The sequence below is a fragment of the Pseudomonas synxantha genome, assembly GCF_900105675.1.
GTDB classification, from domain to species: Bacteria; Pseudomonadota; Gammaproteobacteria; order Pseudomonadales; family Pseudomonadaceae; genus Aquipseudomonas; species Aquipseudomonas synxantha.
This window is the reverse complement of the sequence record NZ_LT629786.1, coordinates 368,955-390,708: the sequence shown is the minus strand read 5'-3', so window position 1 is coordinate 390,708 and position 21,754 is coordinate 368,955. Positions and strand designations below refer to the sequence as shown.

Genomic DNA, 21,754 nt, shown 5'->3' with positions numbered 1-21,754 from the left:
CTGCCGACAACGTTCTGAATATTCGTGTGGAATCAGGAGTTCCGATGCGCTTACGTCAGTTGTGTCTGTTGGCAGTGTTAACGATCGGGGCTACGGCCCACGCTGAAGAGCCCTCGTACAGCGGCGGTTCCGCGCCCTTGTCCTTGAGTGCCGACGCCCAGGTCACCGAGTTGCAGCAACGTTTGAAAGAAAGCGAACGCCAGCGTGAAGCACTGGGCAAGCAACTGCAAAGCGCAGACGCTGCCCGCGAAAGCGTCCAACTGAGTCGTTTGCGCCAAGAGAACCAACGCCTGGCCCAGCAACTCAAAGAGACACAGGGCGGCGCCTTGACCCGCTGGCTGACCGAACAGCAGCAGTGGTTCGTCATCGGCGCGGCCGTCGCGCTGATCGCCCTATTGTGTGGGATCTTCGCCAGCGGTGGGCATCGTCGCCGTCGACAATGGCTAAATTGAGTGAGTCATGAGCGAGCTGTTACTGATAGATGATGACCAGGAGCTCTGTGAGCTGCTGACCAGTTGGTTGAGCCAGGAAGGCTTCCAGGTGCGCGCCTGCCACGACGGCTTGAGCGCCCGCAGAGCATTGGCCGAGGCCGCCCCGGCGGCGGTGGTGCTCGATGTGATGCTGCCCGACGGCAGCGGCCTGGAACTGCTCAAGCAATTGCGCAACGACCACCCGGAGTTGCCGGTGCTGATGCTCTCGGCCCGGGGCGAACCCCTGGACCGCATCCTCGGCCTGGAGCTGGGGGCCGACGACTACCTGGCCAAGCCCTGCGATCCACGCGAATTGACGGCGCGCCTGCGCGCGGTATTGCGCCGCAGCCACCCGGCCGCGGTGTCGACCCAGCTGGAACTGGGCGACCTGTGCTTCAGCCCGGTGCGCGGCGTAGTCAGTATCGATGAGCAGGAATTCACCCTCACTGTTTCCGAAAGTCGCCTGCTCGAAGCCCTGTTGCGCCAACCCGGCGAGCCTCTGGACAAACAGGAACTGGCGCAGATCGCCCTGGGCCGCAAGCTGACACTCTACGATCGCAGCCTGGACATGCACGTCAGCAACCTGCGCAAGAAAATCGGCCCGCACCCGGATGGTCGGCCACGCATCGTCGCGTTGCGCAGTCGCGGGTACTACTACAGCCTCTAGAGGCAGCCTTACCAAATCTTTACCCTCTGCTGACGGCGGCTGACCTTGATCTCCCTAATCTACTCACATCCGGACTCACCGGAATAGAGACAGGAGAATCACCATGCGCAAGACCCTTATCGCTTTGATGCTCGCCGCTGCCCTGCCTACCGTTGCCATGGCCATGCCAGAAGGCCCAGGCCCAATGGGCGAACCTTCCGGCCACATGATGGGTGGCCCGGGTCACGGTGGTGAACATGGTCCGCGTGGCAAAGGTGGCCCGTTCAGCCAACTGGACTTGAGCAAGGAACAACGCGAACAGGTCCGCAAGCTGATGGGTGACCAATGGCACGCTCGCAAAGACCTGGTCAAGAAGTACCTGGACAAACTGCCGGCCGCCGACCAGAAAGCCATGCAGGACGAAATCGCCGCCGACAAGCAGAAAACCCAGGCCGATATCCGTGCCGTGCTCAAGCCCGACCAACAGAAGAAGTACGACGAGATCGTCAAGAAGCAAGCCGAGCGCCGCGCCGAGTGGAAGGAATTCCAGGCCTGGAAAGCCCAGCAGGCGCAAAAAGCGCAATAATGCTCTAGCTTCATCTCTACAGCCCAGTGGTTCACGCCGCTGGGCTTTTCCTGTTTGAGGGTTTCCTGTGCGTTCATTGTTCTGGCGTATCCTGGCAAGTTTCTGGCTGGCCATCGCCCTGGTTGCCGGCTTGTCGATCCTGCTCGGACATATGCTCAACCAGGACGCCTGGATTCTCAGCCGCCACCCCGGCCTCAACAACCTGGCGCAGGAGTGGACCCAACTCTACGAAGCCCAGGGCGAGGACGCCGCCCAGGACTTGCTGCAACAACGCAAACGCCAGTACCACATCGACGTGCAAGTACTCAACGAAAGCGGCGAGCCGGTGGTGCGCGGCACCTTCCCGCGCCGCGCCGCCGCCTTCGAGGCCCGGCAGAATGACAGCCAGGACGGCCACCTACCCTGGCGACGTCTGACGGCCGAGTACACCAGCGACAAAACCGGCGACACCTACCTGTTGATCTACCGCATTCCTCACCCCGAGCTAGATGCCTGGCACCGTAGCAGCCTGTTGTGGCCGTTCAGTGCCCTGGCGATTGCCCTGGTGGTGCTGACCCTGTTCAGCCTGCTGGTGACGCTGTCCATCACCCGCCCACTCAGCCGCCTGCGCGGCGCAGTGCATGATCTGGGGCAAGCCACTTATCAGCAAAACAGCCTGGCGCAATTGGCCAATCGGCGTGACGAGTTCGGTGTGTTGGCCACCGACTTCAACCGCATGGGTGCGCGCCTGCAAAGCCTGATCGGCAGCCAGCGCCAATTGCTGCGTGATGTGTCCCACGAGCTGCGTTCGCCGCTGGCGCGCTTGCGGATCGCCCTGGCCCTGGCCGAACGTGCGAGCCCCGAGGAGCGGGAGAAACTCTGGCCACGCCTGACCCGCGAATGCGACCGCCTGGAAGCCTTGATCAGCGAGATCCTGGTACTGGCGCGGGTCGATGCCGACAACGCCAGCGCCGAAGACATCGACCTCAACCCGCTGCTCAAGACCCTGCAAAAGGACGCCCAACTCGGCGCGCCGGACCAGATGGTGCACCTCACCACCGAAGCCGACCTGTACCTCAAAGGCTGGCCGACCATGATCGAACGCGCCGTGGATAACCTGCTGCGCAATGCCCAACGCTTCAATCCCGTCGGCCAACCGATTGAATTGCAGGCCCAGCACCAAGGCGGGCGCATTCTGATCAGCGTGCGTGACCACGGCCCCGGCGTTGAAGCCGAGCACCTGAGCCAACTCGGCGAGCCGTTCTACCGCGCCCCCGGCCAGGTTGCCCAGGGCCATGGGCTGGGCCTGGCCATCGCCCGTCGCGCCGCCGAGCGCCATGGCGGCAACCTGATTCTGGCCAATCACCCTGACGGCGGTTTTGTCGCCAGTATCGATCTGCCGCTGGAACCCGGCGTTGTCACAGCTGTGTGAAGATCTTCTATAGTGGCCCTTCTCTTACGGAGGGCCTTTGATGACTGACCTGCTGACTCCCATCCAAGCCGCACTCGATTTACCACACGCAGCAATAGCCATGACCGAAACCGGGGCCCTGCCCTCGGCCTTCGCCGTCACCGACCTGGCCGCTGCCAGCATCGGCGCCGCCGGCCAGGCCATCGCCCAGTTGCTCCAGCAGCAGACCGGGCGTTTGCCCAATGTCAGCGTGGACCGGCGCCTGGCCTCCTTGTGGTTCTCTTCTTCAATTCGCCCCGTGGGTTGGCAAGTGCCGCCGCTGTGGGACCCGGTGGCCGGCGACTACGCCAGCGCCGATGGCTGGATTCGCTTGCACACCAACGCGCCCCATCACCGTGCAGCGGCCGAGCGGGTGCTGGGGCCTGTGGCCGACCGCGCCGAAATGGCAACCAAAGTCGCGGCATGGAACGCCGCCGAGCTGGAACAGGCCATTGTCGACGCCGGCGGTTGCGCCGCGCAGATGCGTGGGTGGCAAGCCTGGCAGCAGCATCCACAAGGCTTGGCGGTAAACAGTGAAGCGCTGATACAGCGCAAGGTTTTCGAAAGCCGCACCGACAAACCCTGGCTCGGTTCGCCTGCGCGCCCGCTGGCCGGTATCAAGGTGCTGGACTTGACCCGCGTATTGGCCGGCCCGGTGGCCAGTCGTTTCCTCGCCGGGTTGGGTGCCGATGTACTGCGCATCGATTCGCCGACCTGGAACGAACCCGGCGTGGTGCCGGAAATGACCCTGGGCAAGCGCTGCGCACGCCTTGACTTGAAAAGCTCCGAGGGTCGACAGGTATTCGAAGCCTTGCTCAAGGATGCTGACGTGCTGTTCCACGGTTACCGCGCCGATGCTCTGGAACGATTGGGCTACACCATCGGCGAACTACAAGACCTCGCCCCCGGGTTGATCGACGTCAGCCTCAACGCCTACGGCTGGAGCGGCCCATGGCGCAACCGTCGCGGCTTCGACAGCCTGGTACAGATGAGCAGCGGCATTGCCGAGGCGGGCATGGCCTGGAAGCGGACGGACAAGCCCGTGCCGCTGCCAGTGCAGGCGCTGGATCACGCCACCGGCTACCTGATGGCTGCCAGTGCGATCCGGGCCTTGGGCGAACGCCTGGCATCCGGCCGCGGTGGCTCGGCGCGCTTGTCATTGGCGCGTACGGCGAAATTGCTGGTGGAGGCAGGGCAAGTGCCGGTACAAGCGGCGTTGCGTGCCGAAGAGCCAGGCGATCAGGGTTTGGTGGTGGAGCAGACGGCGTGGGGGCAGGCCCATCGGTTGCTGGCGCCGCTGAGCATCAGTGGCACGCCGTTGCAGTGGGATTTACCGGCTGGAGAATTGGGCGCGCACCGGCCTCAGTGGTGAACTGAAGATCGCCATCGGGGGCAAGCCCCCTCTCCCATTTGATTTGTGAATAAATTCAAAAGTGGGAGGGGGCTTGCCCCCGATGAGGCCAGTACAGCCACCATCAATCCCCCCGACTCAACGACGTCCACAGATGCTGCGCCGCATACGCCCTCAACGGTCTCCACGCCTCGGCCCGGGCCAGCAGCTGTCGCGCCGACACCGGCCCACCCTCCAGCGCCGCTAGCGCATTGATCAAACCGATATCCCCTGATGCAAACGCATCCGCTTCGCGCAACTGGCGCATGGCGATATACTGCGCGGTCCAGTCGCCAATCCCCGGCAACGCCACCAACCGCGCAACGCCGTCCTTGAGGCTGGCCTTGGGTTGGAACACCTGGGGGTCATCCAACACTGCCTGGGCCACGGCAGACAAGGTACGGCCTCGCGCCTTGGGCATGCCCAGGGTCGCCAGGTCTGCCGCCGCCAGCACTTCGGGTGTCGGGAAAACATGGGTGATACCGGCGTATGGGGTGTGCAGCGGCTGGCCATACTGCGCCACCAGCTTGCCCGCCAGGCGAATGGCCGCCACCACTGTAATCTGCTGGCCAAGCACCGCACGAATCGCCAGCTCCAGCCCGTCCCAGGCCCCGGGCACGCGCAGGCCAGGACGGGCCGCAACCAGTTGTGCCATCAACGGGTCGCCAGCCAATTGGGCATTAATCAGCTCGGGGTTGGCATTCAGGTCGAACATGGCCCGCAGGCGTCGCTCGATCTTGGGCAGGGCCGCCGCGTCAGGAAACTCGACGCCCACCTCCAGCCAATCGCCGGCGCCCGGCGCCACGCTGAGCCAACCCAGTTGCCCGTTCACGCTGATGCTGCGCCGGTACGCGCCAGCCTCAACGATTTCTAATCCATTGATGGCTCGAGCTGACAAAAACGCCAACATTGCCGCCCAATCGTAGGGCGGCTGATACGCCAATCTCACAACGACAATACCCCGCTATACAACCCGTATGCCGCCAACCCGGCGCCCGCGATCACGCAGCTGAAAATGCCTTTTTCCACGTGGGTAAACAAGGGTTGGCCTTGCTCGCGCTTGGCCTGAGCGAACAGGATCACACCCGGGGCATACAGCAGCGCCGACAACAGCAAATACTTCAAGCCCCCGGCGTACAACAGCCATACTGCATAGCCGAGGGCAATCAGCCCCACTGCCAAGTCTTTCATGCGCTGGCGCTGGGCGCCGGCATAGGTCTCGCCGCGCCCGCTCAACAACACCGCATAGGCCGCCGACCACAGGTAGGGCACCAGGATCATCGACGACGCCAGGTAGATCAGGGTGGTGTAGGTGCTGGCCGAAAACAGCGTGATCACCAGGAACGCCTGGATCATCACATTGGTCAGCCACAACGCGTTAACCGGCACCTGATTGGCATTTTCCTTTTTCAGGAACGCCGGCATGGTCTTGTCGTGGGCAGTGGCATAGAGGATTTCCGCGCAGAGCAGCGCCCATGAAAGCAACGCCCCGAGCAGCGAAACCGCCAGGCCGATACTGATCAATACCGCGCCCCAGGGCCCGACGATGTGTTCCAGCACGCCCGCCAGAGAAGGGTTCTGCAACTGCGCCAATTGCGGCTGGCTCATGATGCCCAGGGACAGCACATTCACCAGCACCAACAGCGCCAGCACGCCCAGGAAACCAATCACCGTGGCGCGGCCTACATCCGAGCGTTTCTCGGCCCGCGCCGAGTACACGCTGGCGCCTTCGATGCCGATAAACACAAACACCGTAACCAGCATCATGTGGCGCACCTGCTCGACCACGCTATCCATCTGCGGGTTACCCAGGCCCCAGATGTCGCGGGTGAAGATATCCGCCTTGAACGCGACGGCGGCGATCACGATAAACATCAATAGCGGCACAATCTTCGCCACCGTGGTGACCTGGTTGATAAACGCCGCCTCCTTGATCCCGCGCATCACCAGGAAATGCACCGCCCACAGCAACAGCGATGCACAACCAATGGCCAGCGGTGTATTACCCTGGCCGAACGCCGGAAAAAAGTAACCCAGGGTGCTGAACAGCAACACGAAATAACCGACGTTGCCCATCCACGCGCTGATCCAGTAACCCCAGGCGGATGAAAACCCCATGTAATCGCCAAAACCGGCCTTGGCGTAGGCGTACACCCCGGAGTCCAGTTCCGGTTTGCGGTTGGCCAAGGTCTGGAACACAAAGGCCAGGGTCAACATGCCGACCGCCGTGATTGCCCAGCCAATCAGCACGGCGCCCACTTCTGCACGGGCCGCCATGTTTTGCGGGAGCGAGAAGATCCCGCCGCCAATCATCGAACCCACGACCAGGGCGATCAGGGCACTGAGCCTAAGTTTCTGGGCTGGTTGGGACATGCAGGTTCCTCGCAATAAAAGTTTGAGCCGACCACTGCGAACTCAACTAATTCAATTTAATGACGCTAGCGCTTCATAACATAAGTGCATGTAAACGCGAGAAGTTTAGGCTTATTTAGAATTTAAATAAGCCAATTATGAAGCGTTCGTCAGACGCCGTACAAAAAGTTTGCACATCCGCAAATACGAACTAGCGTCAACCACCATGTCCCGGACGAAATGATTAACCACATCGGAGGAGCCCGCTCTAGCAAGCGCCCCCCGCGGACTGCGTCGCCCAGCAACTTCTACCCCCCTAAGTCGTTAATTCACAATGGAATGTGCCAATGAAGTGATCTGAGTCAGCTGTTTGATTAGCGCACGGAATTATTCTGTGATCTCTCTTCTCCTGCATTGGAGTCACGCAATGTCTGATTCTCCCGGAAAACTTAGGCTTGGTGCGCTGGTTGCACTTGTCGTGGGCTCAATGATTGGCGGCGGGATCTTCTCGTTGCCGCAAAACATGGCCGCCAGTGCCGATGTAGGCGCAGTATTGATTGGCTGGGTAATTACCGCCATCGGCATGCTGACCCTCGCATTCGTCTTCCAGACCCTCGCCAACCGCAAGCCTGACCTCGACGGCGGTGTGTACGCCTACGCCAAGGCCGGTTTCGGCGACTACATGGGTTTCTCATCCGCCTGGGGTTACTGGATCAGTGCCTGGCTGGGCAACGTGGGGTACTTCGTACTCTTGTTCAGCACCCTCGGCTACTTCTTCCCGATCTTTGGCGAAGGCAACACGCCAGCGGCGGTGATTGGTGCATCGGTGCTGCTGTGGGCTGTGCATTTCCTGGTGCTGCGCGGGATCAAGGAAGCGGCGTTTATCAACCTGGTCACCACCGTGGCCAAGGTCGTACCGCTGCTGCTGTTCGTGCTCATCGCAGTGTTCGCGTTCAAGCTGGATATCTTCACCGCTGACATCTGGGGCGTGAAAAACCCCGACCTGGGCAGCGTGATGAACCAGGTGCGCAACATGATGCTGGTCACTGTGTGGGTGTTTATCGGTATCGAAGGCGCGAGCATCTTCTCGTCCCGTGCGGAGAAACGCAGCGACGTGGGCAAGGCCACCGTGATCGGCTTTATCACCGTGCTGCTGTTCCTGATGCTGGTGAACGTACTGTCCCTGGGGATCATGACCCAGCCGGAACTGGCCAAGCTGCAGAACCCGTCGATGGCCGCGGTGCTCGAGCACGTGGTGGGCCACTGGGGCGCGGTGCTGATCAGCGTCGGCTTGATCATCTCGCTGCTGGGCGCGTTGCTGTCCTGGGTGCTGCTGTGTGCGGAGATCATGTTTGCCGCTGCCAAGGACCACACCATGCCGGAGTTCCTGCGTAAGGAAAACGCCAACCACGTGCCGGTCAATGCCCTGTGGCTGACCAACGCGATGGTACAGGTCTTCCTGGTGATCACGCTGTTTTCCGCCAGCACCTACCTGTCGCTGATCTACCTCGCCACCTCGATGATCCTGGTGCCTTACCTGTGGTCGGCGGCCTATGCCCTGTTGCTGGCGGTGCGTGGCGAAACCTACGAAAACGCCCTCAAGGAGCGCAAGAAAGACCTGTTCATCGGCGCCGTCGCGCTGATCTACGCGATCTGGCTGCTCTACGCCGGCGGCACCAAGTACCTGCTGCTCTCCGCCCTGCTCTACGCCCCCGGCGCGATCCTGTTCGCCAAGGCCAAGCGTGAACTGGGCAAACCGATTTTCACCAACGTCGAGAAGCTGATTTTCGCCGCAGTGGTCATTGGCGCCCTGGTGGCGGCCTATGGGCTCTACGACGGCTTCCTGACTTTGTAATTGTGTGTTCACTGGAGGATCTGTAATGACCACGGAAAAAGTTAAGTACGGCGTACATTCCGAAGCCGGCAAACTGCGCAAAGTCATGGTGTGCTCCCCAGGCTTGGCCCACCAGCGGCTGACCCCCAACAATTGCGACGAACTGCTGTTCGATGACGTGCTGTGGGTGGCCCAGGCCAAGCGCGACCATTTCGACTTCGTGACCAAGATGCGCGAGCGGGATATTGATGTGCTGGAAATGCACAACCTGCTCACCGACATCGTTGCCATCCCCGAAGCCCTGGACTGGATCCTGGAGCGCAAGATCACCGCCAATACCGTAGGCCTTGGCCTGGTTGATGAAGTCGGCTCGTGGCTGCGCAGCCTGGAGCCGCGCAAGATCACCGAGTTCCTGATTGGTGGCGTGTCGGCCGATGACCTGCCGAGCAGCTTCGGTGGCAAGACCATCGAGATGTTCCGCGACTTCCTCGGCCACGCCAGCTTCATCCTGCCGCCGCTGCCCAACACCCAGTTCACCCGCGACACCACCTGCTGGATCTACGGCGGTGTAACGCTCAACCCGATGTACTGGCCGGCGCGACGCCAGGAAACCCTGCTGGCCTCCGCCATCTACAAGTTCCACCCGGAATTCACCAACGCCGACTTCCAGATCTGGTACGGCGACCCCGACCAGGAACACGGCGCCGCCACATTGGAAGGCGGTGACGTCATGCCGATTGGCAATGGCGTGGTGTTGATCGGCATGGGCGAGCGCTCGTCCCACCAGGCCATCGGCCAACTGGCGCGCAACCTGTTCAAGAACAACGCCGTTGAGCGGGTGATCGTTGCCGGCCTGCCCAAATCCCGCGCAGCCATGCACCTGGACACCGTATTCAGCTTCTGCGACCGCGACCTGGTCACCGTCTTCCCCGAAGTGGTCAACCAGATCGTGCCGTTCACCCTGCGCCCTGACGACAGCAAGCCCCACGGCATCGATATCCAACGCGAGACCACCAACTTCCTCGATACCGTTGCCGCGGCCCTCAACCTCAAGGCCCTGCGCGTGGTCGAGACCGGCGGCAACAGCTTCGCCGCCGAACGCGAGCAATGGGACGACGGCAACAACGTGGTGGCTGTAGAGCCTGGCGTGGTAATCGGCTACGACCGCAACACCTACACCAACACCCTGCTGCGCAAGGCAGGTGTGGAAGTCATCACCATCAGCGCCGGTGAGCTGGGCCGTGGCCGTGGCGGCGGCCACTGCATGACCTGCCCGATCATCCGCGACCCTATCGACTATTAAGGAGATTCCATCATGGCTTTCAATATGCGCAACCGCAGCCTGCTGTCGCTGATGCACCACACCACCCGCGAGCTGAATTACCTGCTGGACCTGTCCCGCGACCTCAAGCGCGCCAAATACACCGGCACCGAGCGTCCGCACCTGCAAGGCAAGAACATCGCACTGATCTTCGAAAAAACCTCGACCCGCACCCGTTGCGCCTTCGAAGTCGCGGCCCATGACCAGGGCGCCCACGTCACCTACATCGACCCGGTGTCGTCGCAGATCGGCCACAAAGAAAGTATGAAAGACACCGCCCGCGTCTTGGGCCGGATGTTCGATGCCATTGAGTACCGTGGTTTCGAACAGGAAATCGTCGAGGAACTGGCCAAGTTCGCCGGCGTGCCGGTGTTCAACGGCCTCACCGCCGAATTCCACCCAACCCAGATGATCGCCGACACCCTGACCATGCGCGAGCACAGCGACAAGCCGCTGCATGACATCAGCTACGCCTACTTGGGCGACGCGCGCTACAACATGGGCAACTCGTTGCTGATGATCGGCGCCAAGCTCGGCATGGACGTGCGCATCGGCGCACCAAAGGCCCTGTGGCCGCACGAGGACTTCATCAAGCAATGCCAGGCGTTTGCCGAGGAAAGCGGCGCACGCATCACCATTACTGAAGACCCTGCCGAAGCGGTCAAGGGCGTGGACTTCATCCACACCGATATCTGGGTGTCGATGGGCGAGCCAGTGGAGGCCTGGGACGAGCGTATCGAACAACTGCTGCCCTACCAGGTCAACGCCAAGATGATGAAAGCCTCGGGCAACCCCCGGGTGAAGTTCATGCACTGCCTGCCGGCGTTCCATAACAGCGAAACCAAGGTTGGCAAGGACATCGCTGCGCGGTACCCGAACCTGGCCAATGGTGTGGAAGTAACCGAGGACGTGTTCGAGTCGCCAGCCAACATTGCCTTTGAGCAGGCGGAAAACCGCATGCATACCATCAAGGCGATTCTGGTGTCGGCATTGGCGGATATCTAACTCTCACTGTCGGAACAGGGTTCAAAAATGTGGGAGAGGCTTGCTCCCGATAGCGGTGGCTCAGCTATAGATAAATTGACTGTCCCGCCGCCATCGGGAGCAAGCCCCCTCCCACATTGGGCTCTGTGCTCACACCCTAGAAGGATTGCATTATGCGCATCGTCGTAGCCCTGGGCGGCAACGCCCTCCTGCGCCGTGGTGAACCCATGACCGCGGACAACCAGCGCGCCAACATCCGCATCGCCACCGAACAGATCGCCAAGATCCACGCCGGCAACGAGCTGGTGATCGCCCACGGCAATGGTCCGCAAGTGGGCCTGCTGTCGTTGCAGGCGGCGGCCTACACCAGCGTCTCGCCCTACCCGCTGGACGTGCTGGGCGCCGAGACCGAGGGCATGATCGGCTATATCATCGAACAGGAACTGGGCAACCTGCTGGACTTCGAAGTACCGTTTGCCACCCTGCTCACCCAGGTTGAAGTCGATGCCAAGGACCCGGCGTTCCAGAACCCGACCAAACCCATCGGCCCGGTGTATTCCAAGGCCGAAGCAGAAAAACTCGCCGCCGAAAAAGGCTGGGCCATCGCCCCCGACGGCGACAAATACCGCCGTGTGGTTGCCAGCCCGCGGCCCAAACGCATCTTTGAAATCCGCCCGATCAAATGGCTGCTGGAAAAAAACGCCATCGTGATCTGCGCCGGCGGTGGCGGCATCCCGACGATGTATGGCGAAGACGGCAAGCTCAAGGGCATTGAAGCAGTGATCGACAAAGACCTGTGTTCGTCGTTGCTGGCCACCCAACTGGACGCCGATCTGCTGGTGATTGCCACCGACGTCAACGCCGCCTTTATCGACTTCGGCAAGCCAACCCAGAAGGCCATCGGCCAGGCTCACCCGGACGACATGGAAAAACTCGGCTTCGCCGCCGGCTCCATGGGCCCCAAGGTGCAAGCGGCTTGCGAGTTCGCCCGCCAGACTGGCAAAACCGCGGTGATCGGTTCACTCTCGGACATCGAAGCCATCGTCCAGGGCAGCGCCGGCACCCGCATCAGCACGGCGAAACCTGGCATCACCTATCTGTGAAGTAGAGGAGATACGCCTATGGCTACCTTTGAACCCGGTCACTTGCACGTTGAACGCCACGCGCTTAACAAAGACGACTACAGCTACAACCTGTGCATCGACTATGAAGTCAGCCAGGACCCAAAGGAAGGCAAGGGAATGCTCTTCAAGCTGCACGGCTCGGTGCAGGGCAAGGACCTCAAGGAAGAGTTCTTCCTGCCCAAGGACCAGGCCTTCGATTTTGCGCGGCATGCGATGAACATTGCGCAGAAATACGGCATGCCGAAAGCCGCGGTGTTGAATGGGTCGATGCACAAGCAGTACGACCTGATGTTCGAGGATGTAAGGCATCAGTTGGATGTGAAATCAGGTGATCCAGTCAAACCCGAACATCTGGAATAACACGCCTGCACTCACACAATGCAGTTCAAAATGTGGGGGGGCTTGCCCCCGATGGCTGTGTGTCAGCAACAGATTTATTAGCTGATCCACCGAATCGGGGGCAAGCCCCCTCCCACATTTTGATCTCCATCATTTGTCAGATTTCACCTGCGCCCCGCGCCAAGGCATACTTGCCGCATCTCGCTCCCCAGAATTGCTAGCACCCCATGCGTATCCACGTCAGCTTCATCGACCGCGTCGGCATCACCCAGGAAGTCCTGGCCTTGCTCGGTGGGCGCAATCTCAACCTGGATGCGGTGGAGATGGTACCGCCCAACGTCTATATCGATGCGCCGACCCTCAGCGCCGAGGTACTCGAGGAGCTGCGTGACGCCTTGTTCAGCGTGCACGGCGTACAAGCGGTAAAGGTGGTCGACATCCTGCCGGGCCAACGCCGCCACCTGCAACTCGACGCCCTGCTGGCGGCCATGACCGACCCGGTACTGGCCCTGGACAGCGCGGGCAAGATCCTGTTGGCCAACCCGGCGTTGATCGCCCTGTACGGGCGCGAGCCTGCCGGGGAAAGCATTGCCGAGCTGTTCAATGACCCAACGCTGCTGGACACCTTGCTGGAACATGGCTTTCGCTTACCGTTGCGCGAGATCAGCGTCAACGGCCAGACCCTGTTGCTGGACGCCACGCCAATCACTGACGCAGGCGCCCTGCTCACCCTCTACCAGCCCAATCGTATCGGCGAGCAACTGTCGGCACTGCACCACGACCATGCCGAAGGTTTTGATGCGCTGCTGGGCGAATCCCCGGCCATCCGCACCCTCAAGGCGCGAGCGCAACGGGTGGCGGCGTTGGATGCACCGCTGCTGATCCAGGGCGAAACCGGCACCGGCAAGGAGCTGGTGGCCCGCGCCTGTCACGCCACCAGCGCACGCTACAGTGCGCCGTTTTTGGCCTTGAACTGCGCGGCACTCCCGGAAAACCTCGCAGAGAGCGAGTTGTTCGGTTACGCCCCGGGCGCCTTTACCGGCGCCCAGCGCGGCGGCAAGCCGGGGCTGATGGAACTGGCCAACCAAGGCACGGTATTTCTGGATGAAATCGGCGAGATGTCACCGTACCTGCAAGCCAAGTTGTTGCGCTTTCTCAATGACGGCAGCTTTCGCCGTGTGGGCGGTGACCGCGAAGTGAAGGTCAATGTGCGCATCCTCAGCGCCACCCACCGCAACCTGGAAAAGATGGTCAGCGAAGGCACTTTTCGCGAAGATCTGTTTTACCGCCTCAACGTGCTCAACGTCGAAGTACCGCCCCTGCGCGAACGCGGCCAGGATATCCTGCTGCTGGCCCGCTACTTCATGCAGCAGGCCTGCGCGCAGATCCAGCGCCCGGTCTGCCGCCTGGCGCCCGGCACTTACCCGGCACTGCTGGACAATCGCTGGCCGGGCAATGTGCGGCAACTGCAAAACGTGATCTTCCGCGCCGCTGCCATCTGTGAAAGCAGCCTGGTGGACATCGGCGACCTGGACATCGCCGGCACCTCCGTAGCACGCCAGAACGATGGCGAAATCGACAGCCTGGAACAGGCCGTGGAGGATTTCGAGCGCGACCTGCTGGAAAAGCTCTACACCAGCTACCCCTCGACCCGCCAACTGGCCAGCCGGTTGCAGACTTCCCACACGGCGATTGCCCATCGCTTGCGCAAGTACGGCATCCCCAACAAGCCCTGATTCAAGTTGGAATACAAACAAATGTGGGAGCAAGCCCCCTCCCACATTTGCAGAGCATTCCAAATTTTGGTCCAGGAACGACATTGCGTGTACTGAAAGCGCTACAGCGTAACGATATCGCTACAACCCTGTTTTTTGCGCGCCATGCAAGGCTTTGATCCACATAGGCTTTTTTTCAAGCACCCGACTGTAGCGAAATCGCTACAGCAAAATGCACTAACGCCATAACCAATTTTATTAAATTATTGATTTATAAGGATTTAATAACCTTGGCCGCAATATTGCTAAGCAACTCCCTATTATTCAAATCCCGTCCACCAGACGATTCTGGCCCTGAGGAGTTTCCATGAGCGAGTTGCGTTTCACTGAAGATCACGAATGGCTGCGCGCCGAAGCCGATGGCAGCGTCACCGTGGGCATTACCGCTTTTGCGCAGAATGCGCTGGGTGATGTGGTTTTCGTGCAACTGCCGGAGTTGCAGGCTTACGACAAAGGCGCTGAAGCCTCCACCGTGGAATCGGTAAAAGCCGCCAGCGGCGTGTATATGCCGTTGAACGGTGAAGTGTTGGAAGTGAACGAAAAGCTGAGTGACAGCCCGGAACTGGTCAACGAAGACCCAATGGGCGAAGGCTGGTTCTTCCGCTTTAAACCAACCGACGCCGAGGCAGTGGCTAAGCTGTTGGATCAGGATGCGTACGACCGCCTGATCAAAGCCAACGCAGAAGCCTGAGGAGCGCGCCATGACCGTTAATCTGACCACCGCCAACGAATTCATCGCCCGCCACATCGGCCCGCGCCAGGCAGATGAGCAGCAGATGCTCGCCACCCTGGGCTTTGACTCCCTTGAGGCCCTCAGCGCCAGCGTGATCCCGGAAAGCATCAAGGGCACCAGCGTGCTCGGCCTGGAAGACGGCTTGAGCGAAGCTGAGGCCTTGGCCAAGATCAAGGCCATCGCCGGCCAGAACCAACTGTTCAAGACCTACATCGGCCAGGGCTACTACAACTGCCACACGCCGTCGCCGATCCTGCGCAACTTGCTGGAAAACCCTGCCTGGTACACCGCCTACACGCCGTACCAGCCTGAGATTTCCCAAGGCCGCCTGGAAGCGCTGCTGAATTTCCAGACCCTGATCAGCGACCTCACGGGCCTGCCGATCGCCAACGCGTCCCTGCTCGACGAAGCCACCGCCGCCGCCGAAGCCATGACCTTTTGCAAGCGCCTGAGCAAGAACAAAGGCAGCAATGCCTTCTTCGCCTCAGTCCACAGCCACCCGCAAACCCTCGACGTACTGCGCACCCGTGCCGAACCACTGGGCATCGACGTGGTGGTCGGCGATGAGCGCGAACTGACCGACGTCAGCCCGTTCTTCGGCGCCCTGCTGCAATACCCGGCCAGCAACGGCGATGTATTTGATTACCGCGAGCTGACCGAACGTTTCCACGCCGCCAACGCCCTGGTGGCCGTGGCCGCCGACCTGCTGGCCCTGACCCTGCTGACCCCACCGGGTGAGTTCGGTGCCGACGTCGCCATCGGCAGTGCGCAACGCTTCGGCGTGCCGCTGGGCTTTGGTGGCCCGCACGCGGCGTACTTCTCCACCAAGGATGCGTTCAAGCGCGATATGCCGGGGCGCCTGGTCGGTGTTTCCGTCGACCGCTTCGGCAAGCCGGCCCTGCGCCTGGCCATGCAGACCCGCGAACAACATATCCGTCGCGAGAAAGCCACCAGCAACATCTGCACCGCCCAAGTGCTGCTGGCCAACATCGCCAGCATGTACGCCGTTTACCACGGTCCTAAAGGCCTGACTCAGATCGCCCAGCGCATACACCAGCTGACCGCAATCCTGGCCAAGGGTTTGACCGCCCTGGGCCTTGAGGTCGAGCAGAAAAACTTCTTCGACACGATTACACTCAACACCGGCGCCAACACCAAAGCCCTGCATGACAAGGCTCACGCCCAGCGCATCAACCTGCGCGTAGTGGACGCCGAGCGCGTTGGCCTGTCGGTCGACGAAACCACCACCCAGGCCGATATCCAGGCCTTGTGGGCGATCTTCGCCGACGGCAAGGCCCTGCCCGCCTTCGCCGCCACCGACAGCGCACTGCCTGCCGCCTTGCTGCGCCAGTCACCAATCCTCAGCCACCCGGTATTCAACCGCTATCATTCGGAAACCGAGCTGATGCGCTACCTGCGCAAGCTGGCCGACAAGGACCTGGCCCTGGACCGCACCATGATCCCGCTGGGCTCGTGCACCATGAAGCTCAACGCCGCCAGCGAAATGATCCCGGTGACCTGGGCCGAGTTCGGCGCCCTGCACCCGTTCGCCCCGGCTGAGCAAAGCGCCGGTTACCAACAACTGACCACCGAACTGGAGGCCATGCTCTGCGCGGCCACCGGCTACGATGCGATCTCCCTGCAGCCAAACGCCGGCTCCCAAGGTGAATACGCAGGCCTCTTGGCTATCCGCGCCTATCACCAGAGCCGTGGCGAAGCACGTCGCGACATCTGCCTGATCCCGTCATCAGCCCACGGCACCAACCCGGCCACCGCCAACATGGCCGGTATGCGCGTGGTGGTGACCGCCTGCGATGCGCGTGGCAACGTCGATATCGAAGACCTGCGCGCCAAGGCCATCGAGCACCGCGAGCACCTCGCCGCACTGATGATCACCTACCCGTCCACCCACGGCGTGTTCGAGGAAGGCATCCGCGACATCTGCGCGATCATCCACGACAACGGCGGCCAGGTGTACATCGACGGTGCCAACATGAACGCCATGGTTGGCCTGTGCGCACCGGGCAAGTTCGGCGGCGACGTGTCCCACCTGAACCTGCACAAGACCTTCTGCATCCCCCACGGCGGTGGCGGCCCGGGTGTCGGCCCGATTGGCGTCAAGTCGCACCTCACGCCATTCCTGCCAGGCCACGCGGCCATGGAGCGCAAGGAAGGTGCGGTGTGTGCCGCACCGTTCGGCAGCGCGAGCATTTTGCCGATCACCTGGATGTACATCAGCATGATGGGCGGCGCCGGCCTCAAGCGTGCTTCGCAGCTGGCGATCCTGAATGCCAACTACATTTCCCGTCGCCTGGAAGAGCACTATCCAGTGCTCTACACCGGCAGCAACGGCCTGGTGGCCCATGAATGCATCCTCGACCTGCGCCCCTTGAAAGACAGCAGCGGCATCAGCGTGGATGACGTGGCCAAGCGCCTGATCGATTTTGGTTTCCACGCGCCGACCATGTCGTTCCCGGTGGCTGGCACCTTGATGATCGAGCCGACCGAAAGTGAGTCCAAGGAAGAACTGGACCGCTTCTGCGACGCCATGATCGCCATCCGCGAAGAGATCCGTGCGGTGGAAAACGGCACGTTGGACAAGGACGACAACCCGTTGAAAAACGCGCCACACACCGCCGCTGAATTGGTCGGCGAGTGGTCGCACCCTTACAGCCGTGAACAAGCGGTGTACCCGGTCGCGTCACTGATCGAAGGCAAGTACTGGCCGCCGGTTGGCCGGGTCGACAACGTGTTTGGCGATCGCAACCTCGTCTGCGCATGCCCCTCGATCGAGAGCTACGCATAACCTGAAGGATCAAAGGTGGGAGCGGGCTTGCTCGCGAAAGCGGTGTATCAGTTACAGATGCATCAACTGACGGCCCGTTTTCGCGCAAGCCCGCTTCCACATTTTTGACAACATTATCGAGTGCTGACGCCTACCCGCGCGCCAGCACGTTGTTCAGGAGCTGAATATGTCCACCGAAACCCTGTTGAAAACCCCATTGCACGCCCTGCACCTAGAACTGGGCGCGCGCATGGTGCCCTTCGCGGGCTATGACATGCCAGTGCAGTACCCGCTGGGCGTAATGAAGGAACACCTGCACACCCGTGAACAGGCCGGGTTGTTCGACGTGTCCCACATGGGCCAGATCCGCCTGACCGGCGCCAATGCCGCCAAGGCCCTGGAAACCCTGGTGCCGGTTGATATCATCGACCTGCCGGTGGGCATGCAGCGCTACGCGATGTTCACCAACGAGCAAGGTGGCATCCTCGACGACCTGATGGTCGCCAACCTGGGCAACGACGAGCTGTTCCTGGTAGTCAACGCCGCGTGCAAGGACCAGGACCTGGCGCATCTGCGCAAACATATCGGCGACCAATGCACCATCGAGCCGCTGTTCGAAGAGCGCGCCCTGCTGGCCCTGCAAGGCCCATTGGCGGTGAAGGTACTGGCGCGCCTGGCGCCGGAAGTGAATAAGATGACCTTCATGCAATTCACCACCTTGCGTCTGCTGGGCGTCGACTGCTATGTCAGCCGCTCCGGCTACACCGGTGAAGACGGTTTTGAAATCTCGGTACCGGCGGCCAACGCAGAAAGCCTCGCCCGCAGCCTGCTGGCCGAAACCGAAGTACAGGCCATCGGCCTGGGCGCCCGCGACTCCCTGCGCCTTGAAGCTGGCCTGTGCCTCTATGGCCATGACATGAACACCGACACCACGCCAATCGAAGCCAGCCTGTTGTGGGCGATCTCCAAGGCCCGGCGTGCCGATGGCCCACGTGCCGGCGGTTTCCCAGGTGCGGACCGCATCTTCACCCAGCAACAAGCCGGTGTGAGCCGCAAGCGCGTAGGCTTATTGCCCCAGGAACGCACCCCGGTGCGTGAAGGTGCCGAGATCGTCGACGAACAAGGCACCGTGATCGGCAGCGTATGCAGCGGTGGCTTTGGTCCAACCCTTGGCGGTCCGCTGGCCATGGGTTACCTGAACAGCGCCTTCATTGCACTGGACACCGAAGTCTCTGCGCTGGTGCGTGGGAAAAAGGTGCCATTGCGTGTAAGTAAAATGCCATTCGTGCCACAACGTTACTATCGTGGCTGATTATTTGTTTCCATAAGTAACGCGACTGCATCAAGACGCACTAAACTGTAACGCAGCCGCCATAAAACAGTGCATGTACGATAGGCATTTCTGTAGGAATCCTTCTATAACAAGTGAATAACTCTATCGAATAACTCGGCATTACGACATTCAACAAAGTGTCATATGACCGAGTAAAAACAGGCCCTTTCGCGGGGCTTGTTTTTTTCATATTAGTTGGCGTAGAGTTTGCTCACTGTGTTTGCATGGGTCGCTTGGAACCTGGACCTGGGCAGTAGCTGAAGTAGTTTGCTACAACCCGTTCGACGTCTCTTACTTTCCTGCAACCCAGCCCAGTACTCTTTCGTGTGAAAGGGGCTGTCATTAATTTTTAGCGTCAAAGGAAAGAAGAAAATGGCTGAACGTCAGAGCGGTACCGTCAAGTGGTTTAACGACGAAAAAGGGTTTGGTTTTATCACTCCTGAAAGCGGCCCGGATCTGTTCGTGCATTTCCGCGCCATTAAAGGCAGCGGCTTCAAGAGTTTGAAAGAAGGCCAGAAAGTAACTTTCGTTCCGGCACAAGGCCAGAAAGGCATGCAGGCTGATGAAGTAGAAGCAGAAGCCTGATCCTTCCTGCGACAAAAAGCCCCTGATATGACATCAGGGGCTTTTTTATGGGCGAGATTCCGTAAAATGCGTTTTTTCTCCAGAGAGTCCTGCCATGTCCAAGCAACTGCTGAGCCCCCAGGGCCAATTCCCCGCCGTTGGCCTTGGCCGTCGCCTGGCAGCGATGTTCTACGATTTCCTGTTGTGCACGGCGCTGCTGATCGTCACCGCCTTTATCTACAAGCTGGCGTGGATCGCTTTTGTGGGCGAAGCGAAAATGCGCACCCTCACCGAATCCGGCGCCCTGGACGGTGACCCGCTGCTATCGACGATCCTGTTGTTTGTGCTGTTCGGTTTCTTCGCCAAGTTCTGGACCCATACCGGGCAAACCTTGGGCATGCAGGTGTGGGGCGTGCGTGTACAAAACGCCGACGGTTCGCGCATCAGCTTGTGGCAGGCGTTGTTGCGTTTTGTGGTGTCGATTGCGTCATGGCTGTGCGTGGGGTTGGGGTTTGTCTGGTCATTGTTCGACAAACAGAAACGCAGCTGGCATGACATCTATTCGGATACGCAGTTGGTGCGGATCCCGAAGCAAAAGAAGTAATCGCACAATAGCGTAGATCCAAATGTGGGAGGGGGCTTGCTCCCGATGGCGGTGTGACAGTCACCAGATATATTGACTGATCCACCGCTATCGGGAGCAAGCCCCCTCCCACATTTGGAAAGTGTTCACACCTGGGCTATGCGTTGCCGGCCAGCTTGAGGCGCGCAGCCTGGGTGAAGTCGAGCATGCGCTTGAGCGGCCGCACCGCCTGTGGAATCACCGACGGCTCGACGAAAATCTCATTACTGCCCTCACGCAGACACTGCAACGTACGCTCCAGCGTATTCATCGCCATCCACGGGCAGTGCGCGCAACTGCGGCATGCCGCGCCGTTACCTGCAGTCGGCGCCTCGATGAAGACTTTGTCCGGGCACAGCTGCTGCATCTTGTAGAAAATGCCGCGATCAGTTGCCACGATAAAAGTCTTGTTCGGCAGACGCTGCGCCGCAGCAATCAGTTGGCTCGTCGAGCCTACGGCATCCGCCAGCTCGATTACCGAGGTCGGTGACTCCGGATGCACCAGGATGGCCGCGTCCGGGTACAGCGCCTTCATGTCTTCCAACTGCTTGGACTTGAACTCTTCATGGACGATGCAGGCACCGTCCCACAGCAGCATGTCGGCACCGGTCTGGCGCTGGATGTAGGTGCCCAGGTGTTTGTCCGGGCCCCAGATAATGGTCTCGCCGTTGTCCATCAGGCTTTCGACGATTTCCAGCGCGCAGCTGGAGGTCACGACCCAATCGGCACGGGCTTTGACCGCCGCCGAGGTGTTGGCATATACCACCACGGTGCGCTCCGGATGCTGGTCGCAGAACGCTGAAAACTCATCCACCGGGCAACCCAGGTCCAGGGAGCAGGTGGCTTCCAGGGTCGGCATGAGGATGCGTTTTTCAGGGGTGAGGATCTTGGCGGTCTCGCCCATGAACCGCACACCGGCCACCAGCACGGTCTTGGCCGGGTGGGCGGCGCCAAAGCGCGCCATTTCCAGGGAGTCGGAAACACAGCCACCGGTTTCTTCGGCCAGGGCCTGGATCACCGGGTCGCAATAGAAGTGGGCAACCAGTACCGCATCCTGAGCGTTGAGCTCGGCGGCGATGGCGGCGCGCAGGCTCGCCTCTTGCGCGGCGCTAAGCACCTTGGGCTGTTTGGCGTCGAGGTGGGCTTGAACCAGTAGGCGTTCGGAAATGTGCGTCATGTTCGCAAGACCTGCAGGCGCAGTAGCGCGAAAGTCGAGTGTACCACCGGCTCTGGAGCCCTTCGGGCGCCGCCGGACGAAGTGTTTGTGTTCATCAAGCACGGGTAAAGATGAAGCCGCGCAAGGCTACAGAATATCGAATGGATTCAAAAGCCTAATCTGGTATGCCGGTACGCGGCTGTTGGGCGCACCGCCGCCTGCTATAAACACAATGATTAAGCGCAATAACTGCAACAATCCAAAAAACCTCCACCCCCTCCTTCGCCCAAAACACCCTTTAAACACTGACA

Annotated in this window: 19 protein-coding genes; 16 read left to right on the top strand and 3 right to left on the bottom strand. The window is 60.7% G+C overall.

Translation table 11 applies throughout. The features are described from left to right. Positions 1-44 precede the first annotated feature (44 nt). The 5 genes from BLU48_RS01840 to BLU48_RS01820 all read left to right on the top strand — a co-directional run bounded on the left by BLU48_RS01840 (position 45) and on the right by BLU48_RS01820 (position 4,503). Positions 45-452, top strand: a complete 408-nt coding sequence (locus BLU48_RS01840; RefSeq protein ID WP_057023814.1) for a hypothetical protein — start codon at positions 45-47, stop codon at positions 450-452. 7 nt (positions 453-459) lie between these two features. Next, positions 460-1,137 carry a response regulator transcription factor gene (locus tag BLU48_RS01835; protein ID WP_046069286.1) on the top strand — a complete coding sequence of 226 codons (678 nt, stop codon included), beginning with the start codon at positions 460-462 and terminating at the stop codon, positions 1,135-1,137. Between the two features lie 103 nt (positions 1,138-1,240). Next, positions 1,241-1,702, top strand: a complete 462-nt coding sequence (locus BLU48_RS01830) for an LTXXQ domain protein (protein ID WP_057023813.1) — start codon at positions 1,241-1,243, stop codon at positions 1,700-1,702. A gap of 67 nt (positions 1,703-1,769) precedes the next feature. Continuing rightward, a complete protein-coding gene (locus tag BLU48_RS01825; protein WP_057023812.1) occupies positions 1,770-3,113 on the top strand; it encodes a sensor histidine kinase in 1,344 nt (447 codons plus the stop codon). 40 nt (positions 3,114-3,153) lie between these two features. After that, complete coding sequence (locus BLU48_RS01820) at positions 3,154-4,503, top strand: CoA transferase (protein WP_057023811.1); 1,350 nt, start codon at positions 3,154-3,156, stop codon at positions 4,501-4,503. Between the two features lie 103 nt (positions 4,504-4,606). Here the strand turns inward: BLU48_RS01820 and BLU48_RS01815 are convergent, their stop codons facing one another. Continuing rightward, positions 4,607-5,470 (bottom strand): DNA-3-methyladenine glycosylase family protein, encoded by an 864-nt coding sequence (locus BLU48_RS01815; protein ID WP_057023810.1) that lies wholly within the window; start codon positions 5,468-5,470, stop codon positions 4,607-4,609. Further along, entirely contained in the window at positions 5,467-6,894 is a 1,428-nt protein-coding gene (gene arcD, locus BLU48_RS01810; RefSeq protein ID WP_057023809.1) for an arginine-ornithine antiporter, read from the bottom strand. The genes BLU48_RS01815 and arcD (BLU48_RS01810) overlap by 4 nt, the downstream gene beginning before the upstream one ends. Positions 6,895-7,300: 406 nt before the next feature. Here arcD (BLU48_RS01810) and arcD (BLU48_RS01805) point away from each other — a divergent pair, with 406 nt between their 5' ends. The 11 genes from arcD (BLU48_RS01805) (at position 7,301) to BLU48_RS01755 (ending at position 20,269) form a co-directional block, all read left to right on the top strand. Continuing rightward, complete coding sequence (gene arcD / locus BLU48_RS01805) at positions 7,301-8,728, top strand: arginine-ornithine antiporter (RefSeq protein ID WP_057023808.1); 1,428 nt, start codon at positions 7,301-7,303, stop codon at positions 8,726-8,728. A gap of 25 nt (positions 8,729-8,753) precedes the next feature. After that, the gene (arcA, locus tag BLU48_RS01800; RefSeq protein WP_057023807.1) at positions 8,754-10,010 is read left to right on the top strand and encodes an arginine deiminase; all 1,257 of its coding nucleotides are present in this window, start codon (positions 8,754-8,756) and stop codon (positions 10,008-10,010) included. A 12-nt stretch (positions 10,011-10,022) separates the two neighbouring features. Next, positions 10,023-11,033, top strand: coding sequence for an ornithine carbamoyltransferase (locus tag BLU48_RS01795; RefSeq protein ID WP_057023806.1), 1,011 nt, complete (start codon positions 10,023-10,025; stop codon positions 11,031-11,033). A 152-nt stretch (positions 11,034-11,185) separates the two neighbouring features. Continuing rightward, positions 11,186-12,115, top strand: a complete 930-nt coding sequence (gene arcC / locus BLU48_RS01790) for a carbamate kinase (protein WP_057023805.1) — start codon at positions 11,186-11,188, stop codon at positions 12,113-12,115. Positions 12,116-12,133: 18 nt separating this feature from the next. After that, entirely contained in the window at positions 12,134-12,496 is a 363-nt protein-coding gene (locus BLU48_RS01785; RefSeq protein ID WP_057023804.1) for a DUF5064 family protein, read from the top strand. Positions 12,497-12,702: 206 nt separating this feature from the next. Continuing rightward, positions 12,703-14,211, top strand: a complete 1,509-nt coding sequence (locus BLU48_RS01780; RefSeq protein WP_057023803.1) for a sigma-54-dependent transcriptional regulator — start codon at positions 12,703-12,705, stop codon at positions 14,209-14,211. A 346-nt stretch (positions 14,212-14,557) separates the two neighbouring features. Then, positions 14,558-14,941 carry a glycine cleavage system protein GcvH gene (gene gcvH / locus BLU48_RS01775; protein ID WP_057023802.1) on the top strand — a complete coding sequence of 128 codons (384 nt, stop codon included), beginning with the start codon at positions 14,558-14,560 and terminating at the stop codon, positions 14,939-14,941. A 10-nt stretch (positions 14,942-14,951) separates the two neighbouring features. Beyond that, positions 14,952-17,789, top strand: coding sequence for an aminomethyl-transferring glycine dehydrogenase (gene gcvP / locus BLU48_RS01770; protein ID WP_057023801.1), 2,838 nt, complete (start codon positions 14,952-14,954; stop codon positions 17,787-17,789). Between the two features lie 166 nt (positions 17,790-17,955). Then, a complete protein-coding gene (gene gcvT / locus BLU48_RS01765; protein ID WP_057023800.1) occupies positions 17,956-19,080 on the top strand; it encodes a glycine cleavage system aminomethyltransferase GcvT in 1,125 nt (374 codons plus the stop codon). A 393-nt stretch (positions 19,081-19,473) separates the two neighbouring features. After that, complete coding sequence (locus BLU48_RS01760; protein ID WP_057023799.1) at positions 19,474-19,686, top strand: cold-shock protein; 213 nt, start codon at positions 19,474-19,476, stop codon at positions 19,684-19,686. Between the two features lie 94 nt (positions 19,687-19,780). Further along, the gene (locus BLU48_RS01755) at positions 19,781-20,269 is read left to right on the top strand and encodes an RDD family protein (RefSeq protein ID WP_057023798.1); all 489 of its coding nucleotides are present in this window, start codon (positions 19,781-19,783) and stop codon (positions 20,267-20,269) included. A 136-nt stretch (positions 20,270-20,405) separates the two neighbouring features. Here BLU48_RS01755 and nadA read toward each other — a convergent pair whose 3' ends face one another. Then, positions 20,406-21,464 (bottom strand): quinolinate synthase NadA, encoded by a 1,059-nt coding sequence (gene nadA / locus BLU48_RS01750; RefSeq protein WP_057023797.1) that lies wholly within the window; start codon positions 21,462-21,464, stop codon positions 20,406-20,408. Between the last annotated feature and the right edge of the window lie 290 nt (positions 21,465-21,754).

What these genes read in the sequence shown, in the direction of transcription:
- BLU48_RS01840 (WP_057023814.1), top strand. Translation starts at nt 45, where the DNA reads ATGCGCTTACGTCAGTTGTGTCTGTTGGCAGTGTTAACGATCGGGGCT.
- BLU48_RS01835 (WP_046069286.1), top strand. Translation starts at nt 460, where the DNA reads ATGAGCGAGCTGTTACTGATAGATGATGACCAGGAGCTCTGTGAGCTG.
- BLU48_RS01830 (WP_057023813.1), top strand. Translation starts at nt 1,241, where the DNA reads ATGCGCAAGACCCTTATCGCTTTGATGCTCGCCGCTGCCCTGCCTACC.
- BLU48_RS01820 (WP_057023811.1), top strand. Translation starts at nt 3,154, where the DNA reads ATGACTGACCTGCTGACTCCCATCCAAGCCGCACTCGATTTACCACAC.
- arcD (WP_057023809.1), bottom strand. Translation starts at nt 6,894, where the DNA reads ATGTCCCAACCAGCCCAGAAACTTAGGCTCAGTGCCCTGATCGCCCTG.
- arcD (WP_057023808.1), top strand. Translation starts at nt 7,301, where the DNA reads ATGTCTGATTCTCCCGGAAAACTTAGGCTTGGTGCGCTGGTTGCACTT.
- arcA (WP_057023807.1), top strand. Translation starts at nt 8,754, where the DNA reads ATGACCACGGAAAAAGTTAAGTACGGCGTACATTCCGAAGCCGGCAAA.
- BLU48_RS01795 (WP_057023806.1), top strand. Translation starts at nt 10,023, where the DNA reads ATGGCTTTCAATATGCGCAACCGCAGCCTGCTGTCGCTGATGCACCAC.
- arcC (WP_057023805.1), top strand. Translation starts at nt 11,186, where the DNA reads ATGCGCATCGTCGTAGCCCTGGGCGGCAACGCCCTCCTGCGCCGTGGT.
- BLU48_RS01785 (WP_057023804.1), top strand. Translation starts at nt 12,134, where the DNA reads ATGGCTACCTTTGAACCCGGTCACTTGCACGTTGAACGCCACGCGCTT.
- BLU48_RS01780 (WP_057023803.1), top strand. Translation starts at nt 12,703, where the DNA reads ATGCGTATCCACGTCAGCTTCATCGACCGCGTCGGCATCACCCAGGAA.
- gcvH (WP_057023802.1), top strand. Translation starts at nt 14,558, where the DNA reads ATGAGCGAGTTGCGTTTCACTGAAGATCACGAATGGCTGCGCGCCGAA.
- gcvP (WP_057023801.1), top strand. Translation starts at nt 14,952, where the DNA reads ATGACCGTTAATCTGACCACCGCCAACGAATTCATCGCCCGCCACATC.
- gcvT (WP_057023800.1), top strand. Translation starts at nt 17,956, where the DNA reads ATGTCCACCGAAACCCTGTTGAAAACCCCATTGCACGCCCTGCACCTA.
- BLU48_RS01760 (WP_057023799.1), top strand. Translation starts at nt 19,474, where the DNA reads ATGGCTGAACGTCAGAGCGGTACCGTCAAGTGGTTTAACGACGAAAAA.
- BLU48_RS01755 (WP_057023798.1), top strand. Translation starts at nt 19,781, where the DNA reads ATGTCCAAGCAACTGCTGAGCCCCCAGGGCCAATTCCCCGCCGTTGGC.
- nadA (WP_057023797.1), bottom strand. Translation starts at nt 21,464, where the DNA reads ATGACGCACATTTCCGAACGCCTACTGGTTCAAGCCCACCTCGACGCC.